13 protein-coding genes are annotated in these 13,773 nt (G+C 33.0%); 7 read left to right on the top strand and 6 right to left on the bottom strand.

Annotated features, from left to right (window positions below):
• Nucleotides 1-7 precede the first annotated feature (7 nt).
• The gene (gene rpsO / locus MST30_RS02885; RefSeq protein ID WP_243472910.1) at nt 8-277 is read right to left on the bottom strand and encodes a 30S ribosomal protein S15; all 270 of its coding nucleotides are present in this window, start codon (nt 275-277) and stop codon (nt 8-10) included.
• 180 nt (nt 278-457) lie between these two features.
• Here rpsO and MST30_RS02880 point away from each other — a divergent pair, with 180 nt between their 5' ends.
• Nucleotides 458-1,564, top strand: a complete 1,107-nt coding sequence (locus MST30_RS02880) for a sensor histidine kinase (protein WP_243472909.1) — start codon at nt 458-460, stop codon at nt 1,562-1,564.
• Nucleotides 1,565-1,635: 71 nt separating this feature from the next.
• Nucleotides 1,636-2,556 carry a hypothetical protein gene (locus MST30_RS02875; RefSeq protein WP_243472908.1) on the top strand — a complete coding sequence of 307 codons (921 nt, stop codon included), beginning with the start codon at nt 1,636-1,638 and terminating at the stop codon, nt 2,554-2,556.
• Nucleotides 2,557-2,620: 64 nt separating this feature from the next.
• Here MST30_RS02875 and accD read toward each other — a convergent pair whose 3' ends face one another.
• The 3 genes from accD to tamL form a co-directional block, all read right to left on the bottom strand.
• Nucleotides 2,621-3,478: an acetyl-CoA carboxylase, carboxyltransferase subunit beta gene (accD, locus tag MST30_RS02870; protein WP_243472907.1), complete on the bottom strand. Its 858-nt coding sequence runs from the start codon at nt 3,476-3,478 to the stop codon at nt 2,621-2,623.
• Nucleotides 3,479-3,696: 218 nt separating this feature from the next.
• Nucleotides 3,697-4,764 carry a class II fructose-bisphosphate aldolase gene (gene fbaA, locus MST30_RS02865; protein ID WP_243472906.1) on the bottom strand — a complete coding sequence of 356 codons (1,068 nt, stop codon included), beginning with the start codon at nt 4,762-4,764 and terminating at the stop codon, nt 3,697-3,699.
• A 105-nt stretch (nt 4,765-4,869) separates the two neighbouring features.
• Complete coding sequence (gene tamL / locus MST30_RS02860; protein ID WP_243472905.1) at nt 4,870-7,377, bottom strand: translocation and assembly module lipoprotein TamL; 2,508 nt, start codon at nt 7,375-7,377, stop codon at nt 4,870-4,872.
• A 160-nt stretch (nt 7,378-7,537) separates the two neighbouring features.
• Between tamL and MST30_RS02855 the strand changes: the two genes are divergently transcribed.
• A complete protein-coding gene (locus tag MST30_RS02855; protein WP_243472904.1) occupies nt 7,538-8,272 on the top strand; it encodes a TrmH family RNA methyltransferase in 735 nt (244 codons plus the stop codon).
• Here the strand turns inward: MST30_RS02855 and porT are convergent.
• Both porT and ubiE read right to left on the bottom strand, forming a co-directional pair.
• Nucleotides 8,259-8,975: a type IX secretion/gliding motility protein PorT/SprT gene (porT, locus tag MST30_RS02850; protein ID WP_243472903.1), complete on the bottom strand. Its 717-nt coding sequence runs from the start codon at nt 8,973-8,975 to the stop codon at nt 8,259-8,261. The genes MST30_RS02855 and porT overlap by 14 nt on opposite strands.
• 92 nt (nt 8,976-9,067) lie before the next feature.
• On the bottom strand, nt 9,068-9,799 hold the full coding sequence (ubiE, locus tag MST30_RS02845) for a bifunctional demethylmenaquinone methyltransferase/2-methoxy-6-polyprenyl-1,4-benzoquinol methylase UbiE (RefSeq protein ID WP_243472902.1): 732 nt from the start codon (nt 9,797-9,799) through the stop codon (nt 9,068-9,070).
• A 308-nt stretch (nt 9,800-10,107) separates the two neighbouring features.
• On the opposite strand from ubiE, the gene trkA reads away from it, so the two are divergent.
• From trkA to MST30_RS02825, 4 genes are all read left to right on the top strand, one after another.
• On the top strand, nt 10,108-11,457 hold the full coding sequence (gene trkA / locus MST30_RS02840) for a Trk system potassium transporter TrkA (RefSeq protein WP_243472901.1): 1,350 nt from the start codon (nt 10,108-10,110) through the stop codon (nt 11,455-11,457).
• An 8-nt stretch (nt 11,458-11,465) separates the two neighbouring features.
• A complete protein-coding gene (locus tag MST30_RS02835) occupies nt 11,466-12,968 on the top strand; it encodes a TrkH family potassium uptake protein (RefSeq protein ID WP_243472900.1) in 1,503 nt (500 codons plus the stop codon).
• Between the two features lie 165 nt (nt 12,969-13,133).
• Nucleotides 13,134-13,382 carry a hypothetical protein gene (locus MST30_RS02830; RefSeq protein WP_243472899.1) on the top strand — a complete coding sequence of 83 codons (249 nt, stop codon included), beginning with the start codon at nt 13,134-13,136 and terminating at the stop codon, nt 13,380-13,382.
• 88 nt (nt 13,383-13,470) lie between these two features.
• Nucleotides 13,471-13,731 (top strand): hypothetical protein, encoded by a 261-nt coding sequence (locus MST30_RS02825; RefSeq protein WP_243472898.1) that lies wholly within the window; start codon nt 13,471-13,473, stop codon nt 13,729-13,731.
• Nucleotides 13,732-13,773 lie beyond the last annotated feature (42 nt).

Raw genomic sequence — 13,773 nt, 5'->3', positions numbered from 1 at the left:
GTTGAAATTACTTTCTTAATCCTAATTCTTTAACGATAGCACGGTATCTTAAGATGTCCTTTTTAGTTAAGTAGTCTAATAAAGCACGACGCTTACCTACTAATTTTACTAGAGAACGCTCAGAGTTATAATCTTTACGATTATTTTTTAAGTGCTCAGTTAAATGGTTAATTCTGTACGTAAATAACGCAATTTGTCCTTCAGCAGAACCGGTATCATTTTTTCCTTTACCGTGTTTTGTGAAGATTTCTTCTTTTTTCTCTTTAGATAAATACATTCTAATATTATTGTAAATGATTGTTATGTACTTTGAAAGGTTTTCTTTCAAGCGGCAAATATAATACTTTTTTGTGATTTGTGGTTTTTTTTGTAACTTTTAATCTGTATTACAGTGTTTTAATATAGTCTCCCCTCGACTGGTTAAGAGCTTTTTCTATTAATCCTAAAGTTTAATAGGATGAAAGCTATTCGACCTTCCCAAAATGTTTCTAATGCTTACGATGTTCTAGATCGTGTATTTAATAATACCTACAACGGTATTGCTGTTGTAAGTATGGATGGCAACTGGCTGAAAATGAATGAAGCCGTTTCTGATATTTTTGGCTATACAAAATCCGAACTTTTTAATATGGATATTGACAACATAGTCTTTATAGAAGACTTAGGTGTGCATGAGAAAAAGTTTGAAAAACTTATAAGCGGTAAGACAGATAAATACAGGGTTAAACAACGCTATTTTCATAAGAATGGAGATGTTATTTGGGTTTTAATCTATGTAACTCTTGTGTATTTTAAAGCAGGAAGACCACATATGATTTGGCAATTTACAGATATAACTAACCGTCAAAAAAATCAGGATAAATTAAAGGCTATGCTTAGCGTGGCCAAAGAACAGAACGATAGATTAACGTCTTTTGCAAATATTGTAACACACAACCTTAGATCACATTCAGGTAATTTAGCATCGCTTACTGAATTTTTAGAAGTTGATTGTGGAGAAATCACATCTAATGAAAATTACAAGTTGTTAAAACAGGCCGTAGATAATTTACAAGAAACTGTTGCTCATCTTACGGAAGTTGCTAAGATTAGAGAAATAGAACCTTCAAAATTACAAAAGCTTAATCTTTATGACTATGTAGAAAAAGCGATGTATAATATTATTGCAATGGCACAAAATTCTAATGCTTTAATTTATAATCAAATCGATGAGTCTCATCGTGTAAAGGGTGTGCCAGCTTATTTAGATAGTATAATTCTCAATTTTCTCACCAATGCCATTAAGTATAGATCCGAAAAAAGAACACCTATCATTGAGCTTACATCTTTAGTTGAAGATGATTATGTGGTTTTTAAAATTAAAGATAACGGGCTTGGCATTGATATGAATAAGTTTGGGGATAAGTTATTTCAGATGTACAAGACCTTTCATTATAACGAAGACGCTATTGGTATTGGTCTTTTTATTACTAAAAACCACATAGAATCTTTAGGTGGCAAAGTTACTGTAAACAGTGAGGTAGATGCAGGAACTGAGTTTTCAATCTATTTTAAAAAAGCATGAATTTTAGTTTTTGATTAAACGTTTTTCAATTGTTATGGTCTTAACAACATATTAACAATAAAAAAGTAATCATGAATTATTCAAATCACGAGCTCAAAGAAGTCATAAATAATGATGTGAGTAAAAAATTCAATGTAATTAAAAAAGGAATTTTAAGCCTTATGGTTTTAGTTTTAACATTTACATCATGTAGTAACAATGATGAAGTTACAGAAACAGAAGATGTAACCCAAAGCACCTTAGAAGTACAGCGTTCTACTGAGATAGATCAGATAGATAGTATTTTGGGAGATATTGTAATAGATGCCTATGAAGCACAAGAATCTACAGCAGAAAGAAACGGAGTAGCAACAAATAGTTCTGATGATACATTTTATGCTAAAGATATTCCTGATTGTGTGACGATTACTGTAGTAGCACAACAAAATTATAGAGAGGTAACCTTAGATTTTGGAACAGAAGGTTGTGTTGTTAATGAACATCTTATTCAGGGACAGATTGTTTTTGATTACACAAGAAATCCAGAGGCACAACAAATAATGGTTAACTACAATTTGATTGATTTTTATTTTGATGCTAAAAATGTAATAGCGAGCCGTTCTATTTTAAAAGAATTGTCTAACGATAATGGAAATCCTCAGTTTACACACGATTTGAGTATTACCGTTATATGGCCAAATGGAGTACAAGCTTCTAGAGAAGGCACAAGAATTAGAGAATGGGTTGAAGGTTTTGGTAGTGGTGTTTTTAGTGATAATGTATTTGAAATTACTGGAGATTGGACAGCAACATTTGTTAATGGTAATACACATACCTATGAAGTTATTACTCCATTAAGAAGAGAGGTTATTTGTGCCTATTTTGTAAGTGGTTCTTTTGATGTACAACGTACAAATTTTGGAGGTGTTTTTGATTTTGGTGAAGGAGAATGCGATAACCAAGCAACCTTTACTTTTAATAACGGTACTGAGGTGCCTATAACATTAAATTAGATTTTGTGGTTTAATTGTTTTTAGTTGATTGGAGAAAAAAAGCGAGCTATTTAGCTCGCTTTTTTTATGCTCTTAAAGGTTGATTTTTTATTAAATCTATATATTGATTTACCTTTTTCTTTAAATCTCTTCTATGCGTTATAAAATCTAAGAAACCATGCTCTAATAAGAATTCTGAAGTTTGGAAACCTTCTGGTAATTCTTGGCCAGTAGTATCTCGCACTACTCTTGGGCCTGCAAAACCAATTAAAGCACCTGGTTCAGCTATATTAATGTCTCCTAACATAGCGAATGATGCTGTTGTACCACCTGTGGTTGGGTCTGTACACAATGAAATATACGGAATGCCAGCATCTGCTAATTGTGCTAATTTTGCTGAGGTTTTAGCCAATTGCATTAATGATAAAGCCGCTTCCATCATACGAGCACCACCAGATTTGCTGATAATCATAAATGGTGTTTTTTTCTTTAAAGCATAGTCGGCAGCTCTTGCAATTTTTTCACCAACAACACTTCCCATAGATCCGCCAATAAAGTTAAAGTCCATACAAGCTACTACTAAGTCTTCTCCCATAGATTTTCCAACAGCTGTACGTACCGCATCTTTAAGGTTGGTTTTAGATTGTGCCGCCTTTAAACGGTCTGGGTATTTTTTAGTATCAACAAATTTTAGAGGATCCTTTGAAGTTAAATCGGCATCTAACTCTTTAAATTTATTGTCATCAAAAAGAATTTCGAAGTATTCTTTACTTCCGATTCTTACATGGTAGCCGTCTTCTGGACTCACATAAAAATTTTGTTCTAATTCTTTAGTGTCAATTATTTTTCCGGTAGGAGATTTATACCAAAGTCCTTTGGGAGTATCTTTTTTTTCTTCTGTAGACGTTTGAATTCCTTTATCTTTTCTCTTAAACCAAGCCATATGAAATTTGATTTTTTTATACCCTTTAACAAAGCTAAGGGTTATTTTATAATCATAGATTTAAAAAGATTTCTATAATTATGTTATTAGTTAGTTAGAGCAAAATTACTACTAATTAATTAAACTCAAAAGCAGTTATTTCATGTTATTGTTAAAATGAACAAACCTATCAAAATTAAACAATAACTTTGATAGGTCTGAAAATATGAAATACGTCTTTATAACGTATCTACGTTGTTTAAGTCTTCAAATGCTTTTTTAAGACGCTCAACAAAGGCTTGCTCTCCTTTTCTTAACCAAACTCTAGGGTCGTAGTATTTTTTGTTTGGTGCATCATCTCCTTCAGGATTGCCTATTTGGGTTTGTAAATAATCGTGATTGTCTTGTATGTAATCTCTAACACCACTAAGGAATGCCCATTGCATGTCGGTATCTATATTCATTTTTATAACTCCATAACCAATAGCTTCTCTTATTTCTTCTACTGTAGAACCAGAGCCACCATGGAATACAAAATCGATGTGGTTATGACCAACATTGTATTTTTCTGCAATGTACTCTTGTGAGTTCTTTAAGATTTTTGGAGTTAGTTTTACATTACCAGGTTTGTATACACCATGTACATTACCAAAAGCTGCAGCAATAGTAAACTGGTCGCTAACTTTACTTAATTCTTCGTAGGCATAAGCCACTTCTTCAGGTTGTGTATATAGTTTTGAAGCATCGACATCACTATTGTCTACACCATCTTCTTCACCACCTGTTATACCAAGCTCAATCTCTAAAGTCATACCCATTTTGCTCATACGCGCTAGGTATTTTTTACAGATTTCTATATTCTCTTCAATTGGCTCTTCAGATAAATCTATCATGTGAGAACTGTAAAGTGGTTTTCCTGTTTCTTCAAAATGTTTCTCACTTGCGTCTAATAAACCATCAATCCAAGGCAATAATTTTTTAGCACAGTGGTCTGTATGTAAAATTACAGGAACTCCATAAGCCTCTGCCATATGATGTACGTGTTTTGCACCTGCAATTCCACCAGCAATAGCACCTTTTTGGTCATCGTTTCCTAAACCTTTTCCTGCGTTAAATTGCGCACCTCCATTAGAAAACTGAATAATTACGGGAGCATTTAGGGCCTTAGCAGTTTCTAAAACACCATTTATGGTATTAGAACCAATAACATTTACTGCTGGTAAGGCAAAGCCTTTTTCTTTAGCTAATTTGAAAATTTCCTGAACTTCTCTTCCTGTTGCAACGCCAGGTTTGATATTGTGACTCATGATTTTATGATTGAAAATTAAATATCAAAAATACATAATTTTAAGCATCTTTTGATGCGTTTTAGAAGATAAAAAACCGAAAACGATGTAGGAGGAATAAGGTGTTTAAAAAGGATAGTTAATACCAATGTTGTATACAGCATTTCTAAAGTTATAGCTTCTAAACCAGCGACTGCCTTCTTGTTCTGAAGGATCGTAAGTTTTAAAACCTGTGTCAAAACGAAGTACAAAAAAGTCAAAATCGTAACGAAGCCCAAAGCCAGAGCCAACAGCAATATCTTTGAGAGAATTTAAGTTTGTAAACGTGGCTCTGTCGTCTGTAACATTATCTAATACATTCCATATGTTGCCAGCGTCAACAAAAAGCGCACCTTTTAAATTTCCAAATAAGCTAAAACGTTGTTCGGCACTTAAATGAATTTTAAAGTTTGCTTCGTTAAACTCGTTTGTAGAACTAGAACTGCCTGGACCAAGGTTGTAAGCTGTCCATGCTCTGTTGTCGTTTGGTCCACCAGCAAAGAAACTTTTGGCAAAAGGAATACTATTAGAATTACCATAAGGAATTGCAATACCAGCAAAACTTCTAAATGCAAAAACGTTGTTTCTCCCTAAGTCAAAATATTTAATGTAGTCTATTTCGGTTTTAAAATATTGAGAAAAAGCGACGCCAAAGACTTCGTAGTTTCCGTTTTCATTTTTTGAAGATCCAAAGACTTCAGAAAGGTTGGATAAAAGGTTGCCAGCTAACTCAACACGCCACTTAAAGATGGAAAAATCATTGTCAAAAATACTGGTGCGTTTATCTTTCTTATAATCAAAACTTGTAGAAAAAATAAGGTTGTTTTCCGTGAGTCGTTGTTTTCGCTCTTCAATATTGTGTACAGTTTTAAAATCTTCGTCTTCGGGAATTAAACTTGTGTTTTCATTGAGTACATCATTGATAAATTGATTGGCTTCTGTAGGTATGCTTAAGTTTTCATTAGAAGTAATATAGCCGATGTCTTGTGCTATATTATTAAGTCTGCTGTATGAGTTAGTATAAACACCAAAGTAATTGCTGGTGTTTAGGTTTTTTACAAACTGAACATTAAAAAGTTCTAGCGTGTTGGTAACGGTTCTAGATGGAGACCAATTGTAGCTTAAAAGTCCGGATAAAGTTTGTTTATCGAGTCCAATATTCTGTTGGCTTGTGGTAGAAATGTTTATAGCTGTGCTTGGCGACATGTATTTAGGTATAATACTATCGGTATTAAAAGGTGTAAATAACCTAGGAATAGTTAATCTAATATTTCCACCAAACTCATTAATATCAAAAAAGGAACTCACATCGTCACTTCTGTTTTTTGAAGCACCAATTGCAGCAATACCGCTAATTTCTAAAGTTTCTGCACCTCTAAAAATATTTCTTATTTTTAATCCTGGAGTTACAGAAAAACCGATGGTTTGGATATTACTTTGCGAGACATCTAAATCTAAACTTAGTGCGTATTTTTTCTTAGGTTCTAGATATATGTTAGCTGTTAGCGTAGTATCCTCAGGATTTTCTATGTATTCTATACTTGGGTATCTAAACATTTGCAAATCGTTGAGGTAGCGTAGCGACCTACTACGTGCTAAATCTGTATAAATATCTCCTTTGTTAATAAAAACAGCATCGGTAAGTGCTTTGGGCCTGAATCTCAGTTTTTCTTTACTGTAAAGATTATAATTTTTATAAACTGTTGTGTCTGAAATTGCTTTATCCTGATTATTGAAATTCTCGTCAGTAAAAATGTTAACTTCTTTAATTTTAAATATTTTAAAAGGGGCAACTCTAGTAGAATCTTCTGTTCTTATAAGTCTGTTTGCTATTATAAAATCGGTGTTGACTTTATGGTTGGTGTCAATAGTGTCGGTTTCAAATCTAATGTAGTCTTGTCCGAAGTAATAAAAGCCAGCATTTCTTAGATAGTTAGTGACGCGTTCGCGTTCGTTCTCATAATTCTGTTCATTGTACTGTTCGCCTTTTTTAAGAAGTGTTGGTTTAATAAATTTAGGATACAAAGAGTCTATTAAAGGACTGCTTATAATTGGGTTTAATGAATCTAAAAAATAAGGTTTCTTTTTAACAACGTTATATGTTACTTGAGCTCTTTTGGTACTGTCTTTATTAACTTCAAAAGTCACCTCATTGTCAAACCAACCTATACTGTAGTAATATTTTCTTAGATTGTTTACAGTTTTAATTGTTTTATCTTCGTTGTAGATTGTAGGTGCTTCACCTGTACGTTTTAGCCAGCTATTAAAGTTTTTTCTAGATTCTATTTCTTTGTCAAATTGTTTTTTAGATAGCAGTTTTGTCTTCCAGCGTACTTTAGAAGAATCACTCAATACTTTAGCATCTATAATAGAATCTATATTTGGTCTAGCTAAGTTGTAAACATGGAGTTTTAAAGGGAAACCTAATAAACTATTCATGCCAGAATTTGTTTTCTGAACGATAATATTATTAACACGCTCTTCCTTGTTAACCTTGTCGTCAACAATTATGGTGTTTTTAGTAATGAGATGCTCATTAGACTTTACACGTTTTACAACATCGCAAGAATTGAATAGGGTGATAAAAACCAACATCAAAATACAGTATAGTATTCTAGGATATTTAGCTAATATTGAAAATTGAATTTGCAAGCTTATTTGATGTATGTTTTTTTGATATTGGTTGTTATAAACAAAAATTAGTCCAAAAAAGGTTTACTTTGTATTTAATCTAAGCAAATGTAAAGACATTTTAATGGTTACAAAGCAAGAAATAAAGTTAATTAAAAGTTTAAATCAAAAAAAATATAGACAACAATTAGGCTTGTTTATTGTAGAAGGAATAAAAGGAATCGAAGAATTTCTAAATTCTGATTTTAAACTTCATCGCTTATATACTACAAAACAGATTTTTGAAGCATCAAAAAATGAAACTACAGAAATATCTGAAAATGAATTAAAAAAAATCACGTCTTTAAAAAACCCAAATACAGCTTTAGCCATTTTTGAAATTCCGAAACCAGTCAAAGTAGACAATAGAGGGTTAATTGTAGCCTTAGACGATGTAAGAGATCCAGGAAATTTAGGAACCATTATAAGACTTTGCGATTGGTATGGTGTAAAAGATTTGGTTTGCAGTCTTAATACCGTAGATTGCTACAATTCTAAAGTGGTACAAGCGACCATGGGCTCTTTAACCCGAGTTAATATTACATACCTTGATCTGGCAGAGTTTATGTTTAACAGTAACACTCAGGTTTTTGGAACTTACATGAATGGAGAAAACATTTATAGCTCCAATTTGCCAAACGATGGTGTTATTGTTTTGGGTAACGAAGCCAATGGTATTTCAGAAAAAATAACATCTATTATAGATAGAAAATTAACAATCCCTCAATTTGGAAATAGTAAGGATACAGAAAGCCTAAATGTCGCCAACGCAACAGCTATTGTATTGAGCGAATTTAAAAGACGAACTATTGAAATGTAAAGTTGATAAAAATGCCTCTGGTTTGCATTTTAGCAACATTACCAGTCCATGGACTGTTGGGATCAGCATCTCTTACAATTTCGTCATTAATTGCAAAAATACCACGTATTGAAGGCGTAAATTTAAAATACAATAGGTACAAATCGATACCAAAACCAATTTCGTAGAAGTAGGTGTTTTTCTTCATTCTAAATTCACCAGCACTATTATCATCTGGATTATCTTGATTGCTAGAAAGGTTTAAAGCTGTTGAAAAACCACCAATAATAAATGGTTTAAAATTATTAATTCGTTTGGTAGATACCTTTAACAATAACGGAATGTGTATATAGGTAGATTTTACTTCTCGCAATAAATCAGAGTCGTTATAATCTGTTCCGGCAAAATAGCTTTGGTTGTACATTAAATTTCTGGTTGTAAAAAACACACCAGGCTCTAGCCTAAGATTCATGTAGTCATTAATACGCATGTCTCCAATGAGCCCTAGGTGAAATCCAAACGTTTTGTCAACTAAGATATCATCAAGGTTTTCTTCGTAATCAAACTTAAAATCATATTGATTGAAACCTAGAAAATAACCCCAAGACAGAAATTTTTGGTCTAAATTGTCAATGTTATTAGCGACCTTTTCTTTGGTAAATAATTGCGCAGTTGTAGTTTGAAACGCTATTAAAAAGGTTAAGAAAACTAAGATCTTTTTCATTTATATTAAAATTTTCAAGCAACACAAGTTTATTAATTTATAATACAATTAGGCGATTTTCATTGTATGCTAATTGCTTATTGCCTTCATAATTATGCTTTAGATGCTGTGTAAATAGTGGCCACACCCATTGTTTGTGGCTTATCCTCGACATTAATAAACCCAATTTTTCTCAAAATATTGTTTAATACCTCACCATATGGAAAAACAGAAGCCGATTCGCTTAGGTAATTGTAAGCTATTTTATCTTTTGAAAATAATTTTCCTATGGTTGGTAAAATAAATTTTGAGTAAATCTTGTATCCAAACTTGTAAATTGGGTTGGTTGGTACCGACGTTTCTAAAATAACAAAAATTCCGTTGGGCTTTAATACCCTTAATATTTCTGATAGTCCTTTTTCTAGGTTTTCAAAATTTCTAACACCAAAAGCCACTGTTATAGCATCAAAGGTATTGTCCTCAAAAGGTAAATTTTCAGAATCACCAATAACCATAGAGATTATACTCTCTAATTTTTTTGAAGCTATTTTTTTTCTGCCAACCTCTAGCATGCCATTACTAATGTCTAAACCAATAATTTCTTTGGCATTGGTAGAGGCGAGGTTAATGGCCAAGTCGCCTGTACCTGTTGCAATATCTAAAATGTTTTCAGGCTGTTTTTTGCTGACAATTTTAACGACTTTATTTCGCCATTTTACATCAATGCCAAAAGAAATAACACGGTTAAGTCCATCGTATTCTTTAGAAATGGTATCAAACATTTCGGTGACCTGCTCTTTTTTAGAAGCATCACTGTCTTTGTAGGGTTTAACTTTTTCGGCCATTAAAATTTTTTTGGCAAAAATACATGAATTTTTTCGTTTCAAAATTCACAAAAAACAAATGAAAAATTTTATGTATTCCTAAAGTGATTAGAGAAATAGAATTAAATTTTTAAATACACAAAGCATAATAGAACTTTAAACCTTTGAAACACGTTAACTTATTACTTCTTACTATATTTGTATGTTTATTTTGAATAAGACATAGATGAAACCTACATGTTAAAAATAATTGACAATCTACAATAGGTCTATTATTTTTTAACATCAAAGGTTCCATGTGACCATTAAAAAACAATAAGAGTAAACACATGAAAATAATTATCGCAGGTGCTGGAGAGGTAGGATTTCATTTGGCTAAATTATTATCCTACGAGTCGCAAGAGATAACCCTTATTGACACAAGAAAAGAGAGTTTAACCTACGCAGGTGAACATCTAGATATAAAAACGATTAAAGGTGATGCCACGTCAATTGCAATCCTTAGGGAAGCACGCATAGAGTCGGTAGAATTATTTATCGCTGTGACATCTTCCGAGACTACAAATATCACAGCATGTGTGTTGGCTAAGCAGTTAGGAGCACAACGTACCATAGCCAGAATATCTAATACAGAGTTTATTGAAGAAAAAGAGACTATCGGTTTTTCTCAGTTCGGTATAGACGAATTAATTTCACCAGAATCTTTAGCGGCATCAGAGATTGAGTTGTTATTAAACCAGTATGGCTTTAACGACACCTATGAGTTTGAAGGAGGTGCCTTAACCATGCTAGGCTTAAGACTTTCGAGAACAGCAAAATTTGTCGGAAAAACTGTAAAAGAAGCTGCAGAACTTTATTCTGAGTTGCATTTTATTCCAATTGCTATTCAGCGCTACGGAACCCAATATACTATTATTCCTCGTGGTGACACACAATTTAAGGAAGGTGATAAGGTGGTGTTTATGACTTCTGAAGGAGGTGATGCCGAATTGTTTGAACTTTCGGGTAAAGTAAAATCTGAAATTAAGAATGTAATGATTCTTGGTGGAAGTAAAATAGGATTTAAAACAGCCAGAGATCTTTGTAAGAGTAAATTTAATGTAAAGCTTGTAGAGAGTAGACAAGCTATGGCCGAAGATTTGGCAGATAGGCTTCCTAATGCACTTATTATTTGTGGTGACGGTAGAAATGTTGATATTTTAGATGAAGAAAATATTATAGATATGGATGCTTTTATATCTGTAACTGGCAATTCTGAAACCAACATTATGTCTTGTCTTTTGGCAAAATCTAAAGGTGTAAGAAAAACAATTGCCTTAGTCGAAAATATGGATTATTACCAGCTCTCACAGTCTATTGGTATCGATACGCTAATCAACAAAAAACTGTTAGCAGCAAATAACATATTTAGATACATAAGAAAAGGTGAGGTTGTAGCTATGACCAAGCTTACTAACATGAATGCTGAGTTGTTAGAATTTATGGTAAAGCCTAACTCTAAAATCACAAATAAAGTTATTAAAGACTTAAATTTCCCAAGGTCTGCTATATTTGGTGGTGTCATTAGAGATGGTGAAGGTATGATTCCGCTAGGAAGCTTTAAAATTGAAGCTGGTGATAGAGTCGTAGTGTGTTGTTTACCGCGTTCAATCTCTGAAGTAGAAACCTTTTTCTCTTAAGCTGAATTATGTCTAGAATCCGACTAAACTATAAAATCATTTTCCATTTTTTTGGACTGTTATTGCTTTTCAATGGTGGTTTTATGATGTTGGCGGCATTAATTAGTCTTATTTACAAAGATGGTGTCACCTTAAATCTATTTTTAGCAAGTTTATCTACTTTGCTCATTGGAGCTGCTGCTATGTATGGCACCAAAAACCATAGTAAGGAGATGAATAAGCGCGAAGGTTACATTGTTGTTGCTTTTGGTTGGATAGTAATGTCGCTTACAGGAACTTTGCCCTACATGGCAACAGGAGCCATGCCAACTTTTACTGAAGCTTTTTTTGAAACCATATCTGGTTATACCACAACAGGTGCTAGTATTCTTAACGATATCGAAGTGCTTCCAGAAGGTGTATTGTTTTGGCGAAGTATGACACATTGGATTGGTGGTATGGGAATTATTGTACTAGCCATTGCAATTCTTCCGTTGTTAGGAGTAGGAGGTATGCAGCTTTTTGCTGCTGAAGCACCAGGTCCTGGCGGAGATAAATTGCATCCAAGGATTACAGATACTGCAAAGCGTCTATGGCTAATATATTTTGGTTATACTGTGGCAGAAACCATCTTATTACAAGTAGCAGGAATGTCGTTTTTTGATGCCATTAATCATGCTTTAAGTACGCTTTCTACAGGAGGTTTCTCAACCAAAAATGCCAGTGTGGCGTATTGGAATGATAATCCGGCAATTCAATATATTATTATTTTCTTTATGTTTTTGGCAGGGACTAACTTTGTGTTGAGTTATTACTTGTTTAAAGGGAAAGTCTCTAATATTGTAAAAGATGAAGAGTTTAAACTTTACTTTAAGTTTATAGCCATCTTTACTATCATAGCTGCGCTTTTAATTTATTTTAAGGCAGATGTGTCGCAATCTACAATAGCGCATCCAATGGTTTTAGGTGAAGGAGAAAGCGCGTTCAGGCATGCCTTATTTCAGGTGTTAACTGTAATAACCACAACAGGATTTGTTTCTGCAGATTATACCATGTGGACTCCATTTTTAACGGTGTTTTTCTTTGGATTGATGTTTTTAGGTGGTTCTGCAGGTAGTACTTCTGGTGGTGTTAAGGTGGTAAGACATTTAATCTTAATAAAAAACGGATTTTTAGAATTTAAGCGTTCATTGCATCCCAACGCTATTTTACCGGTTCGCTACAATACAAAGTCCATTTCAAAAGATATTGTATTTAACGTATTAGGATTTTTTATCCTATACATGCTATCTTTTATTATTGGAGCCTTGGTGTTTTCTATGTTTCAAATGGATTTTGAATCTGCTATAGGTCTATCTGCCTCTAGTTTGGGTAATGTAGGGCCAGCACTTGGGGAATTTGGACCTGTAAATAATTATGCCGCATTACCACCTTTAGGGAAATGGTGGGCTTCTTTTTTAATGCTCATTGGTAGATTGGAATTGTTCACCGTACTTATTATTATGACACCTTTTTTCTGGAGGAACAGATAAATTTTTAATTTTTTTTCAAAGTTTTTTAAAATTAAGCTAGCCTATAATTTTACTGCTATTTTTTAAGTTTTAGGTACTCAAAATCAAGCTGTTGTTGTAACATGGTCTGTAACATTTTTAGTTCTGTTGCGTCATATTTGCGTAACCAATTAAAAATTATCAATCATGGAATTAGTATTAAATCAAGAATTAGAATCTGTACCAGAACCCATTGTGGTATCTCATTACACAACAAATGGTTTGTTAAATTCTAGTTACAAATCTATTGTGAAGTACAACTTTAGCAGCGCTACTGCAAAATCTGTTTTCGGAATTAGACAACGTGTAAAGGCTTCACAGTTTAGCAATGTAGATCACATAGCGGCAATCTTAAAATTGTCTGTATTTGTGATAGCTTTAATCGCTATTTTCTAAAACATACACCTCATTTTCTGAACGTTACCTGTCATTCTGTTATTTGGGTTAGTTTAAATAATTAATAAGGAAATAAAGTAACGACATTATGCCACTAGCAGAATCAATGATAAGCTCTTTGAAGAGCAATAAACGTGTTATGCTTGATAAATCTAAACGATTTAGAAAGACACTAGGTGGTTATGATAAAAACAGAAAGAGAAATTACGACTTCCCTGAAGCGACACCTGAAATGTTGCTTGAAATAAGAAAGAAGTTAAAAAGAGAGCAAAATATCTTATGGTTTAAGATTAGTGTTGCCTCAGCAATAATAATAACAATTTTGGTTTGGATGCTAGTGGCATCATAAAAGAAAAGCTATAACACAAACGCTGTGTTATAGCTTTTTTAT

Source organism: Winogradskyella sp. MH6 (genome assembly GCF_022810765.1).
Classification (GTDB): Bacteria; Bacteroidota; Bacteroidia; order Flavobacteriales; family Flavobacteriaceae; genus Winogradskyella.
Note: the sequence above shows the minus strand (reverse complement) of the source record. Positions and strands in the feature narration are given on the sequence as shown.

Bases quoted from the DNA above. Each gene is read 5' to 3' on its own strand.
- MST30_RS02830 (WP_243472899.1), top strand. From the start codon at position 13,134: ATGGAATTAGTATTAAATCAAGAATTAGAATCTGTACCAGAACCCATT.
- trkA (WP_243472901.1), top strand. From the start codon at position 10,108: ATGAAAATAATTATCGCAGGTGCTGGAGAGGTAGGATTTCATTTGGCT.
- tamL (WP_243472905.1), bottom strand. From the start codon at position 7,377: ATGTTGGTTTTTATCACCCTATTCAATTCTTGCGATGTTGTAAAACGT.
- accD (WP_243472907.1), bottom strand. From the start codon at position 3,478: ATGGCTTGGTTTAAGAGAAAAGATAAAGGAATTCAAACGTCTACAGAA.
- rpsO (WP_243472910.1), bottom strand. From the start codon at position 277: ATGTATTTATCTAAAGAGAAAAAAGAAGAAATCTTCACAAAACACGGT.
- ubiE (WP_243472902.1), bottom strand. From the start codon at position 9,799: ATGGCCGAAAAAGTTAAACCCTACAAAGACAGTGATGCTTCTAAAAAA.
- fbaA (WP_243472906.1), bottom strand. From the start codon at position 4,764: ATGAGTCACAATATCAAACCTGGCGTTGCAACAGGAAGAGAAGTTCAG.
- MST30_RS02880 (WP_243472909.1), top strand. From the start codon at position 458: ATGAAAGCTATTCGACCTTCCCAAAATGTTTCTAATGCTTACGATGTT.
- MST30_RS02875 (WP_243472908.1), top strand. From the start codon at position 1,636: ATGAATTATTCAAATCACGAGCTCAAAGAAGTCATAAATAATGATGTG.
- MST30_RS02855 (WP_243472904.1), top strand. From the start codon at position 7,538: ATGGTTACAAAGCAAGAAATAAAGTTAATTAAAAGTTTAAATCAAAAA.
- porT (WP_243472903.1), bottom strand. From the start codon at position 8,975: ATGAAAAAGATCTTAGTTTTCTTAACCTTTTTAATAGCGTTTCAAACT.
- MST30_RS02835 (WP_243472900.1), top strand. From the start codon at position 11,466: ATGTCTAGAATCCGACTAAACTATAAAATCATTTTCCATTTTTTTGGA.
- MST30_RS02825 (WP_243472898.1), top strand. From the start codon at position 13,471: ATGCCACTAGCAGAATCAATGATAAGCTCTTTGAAGAGCAATAAACGT.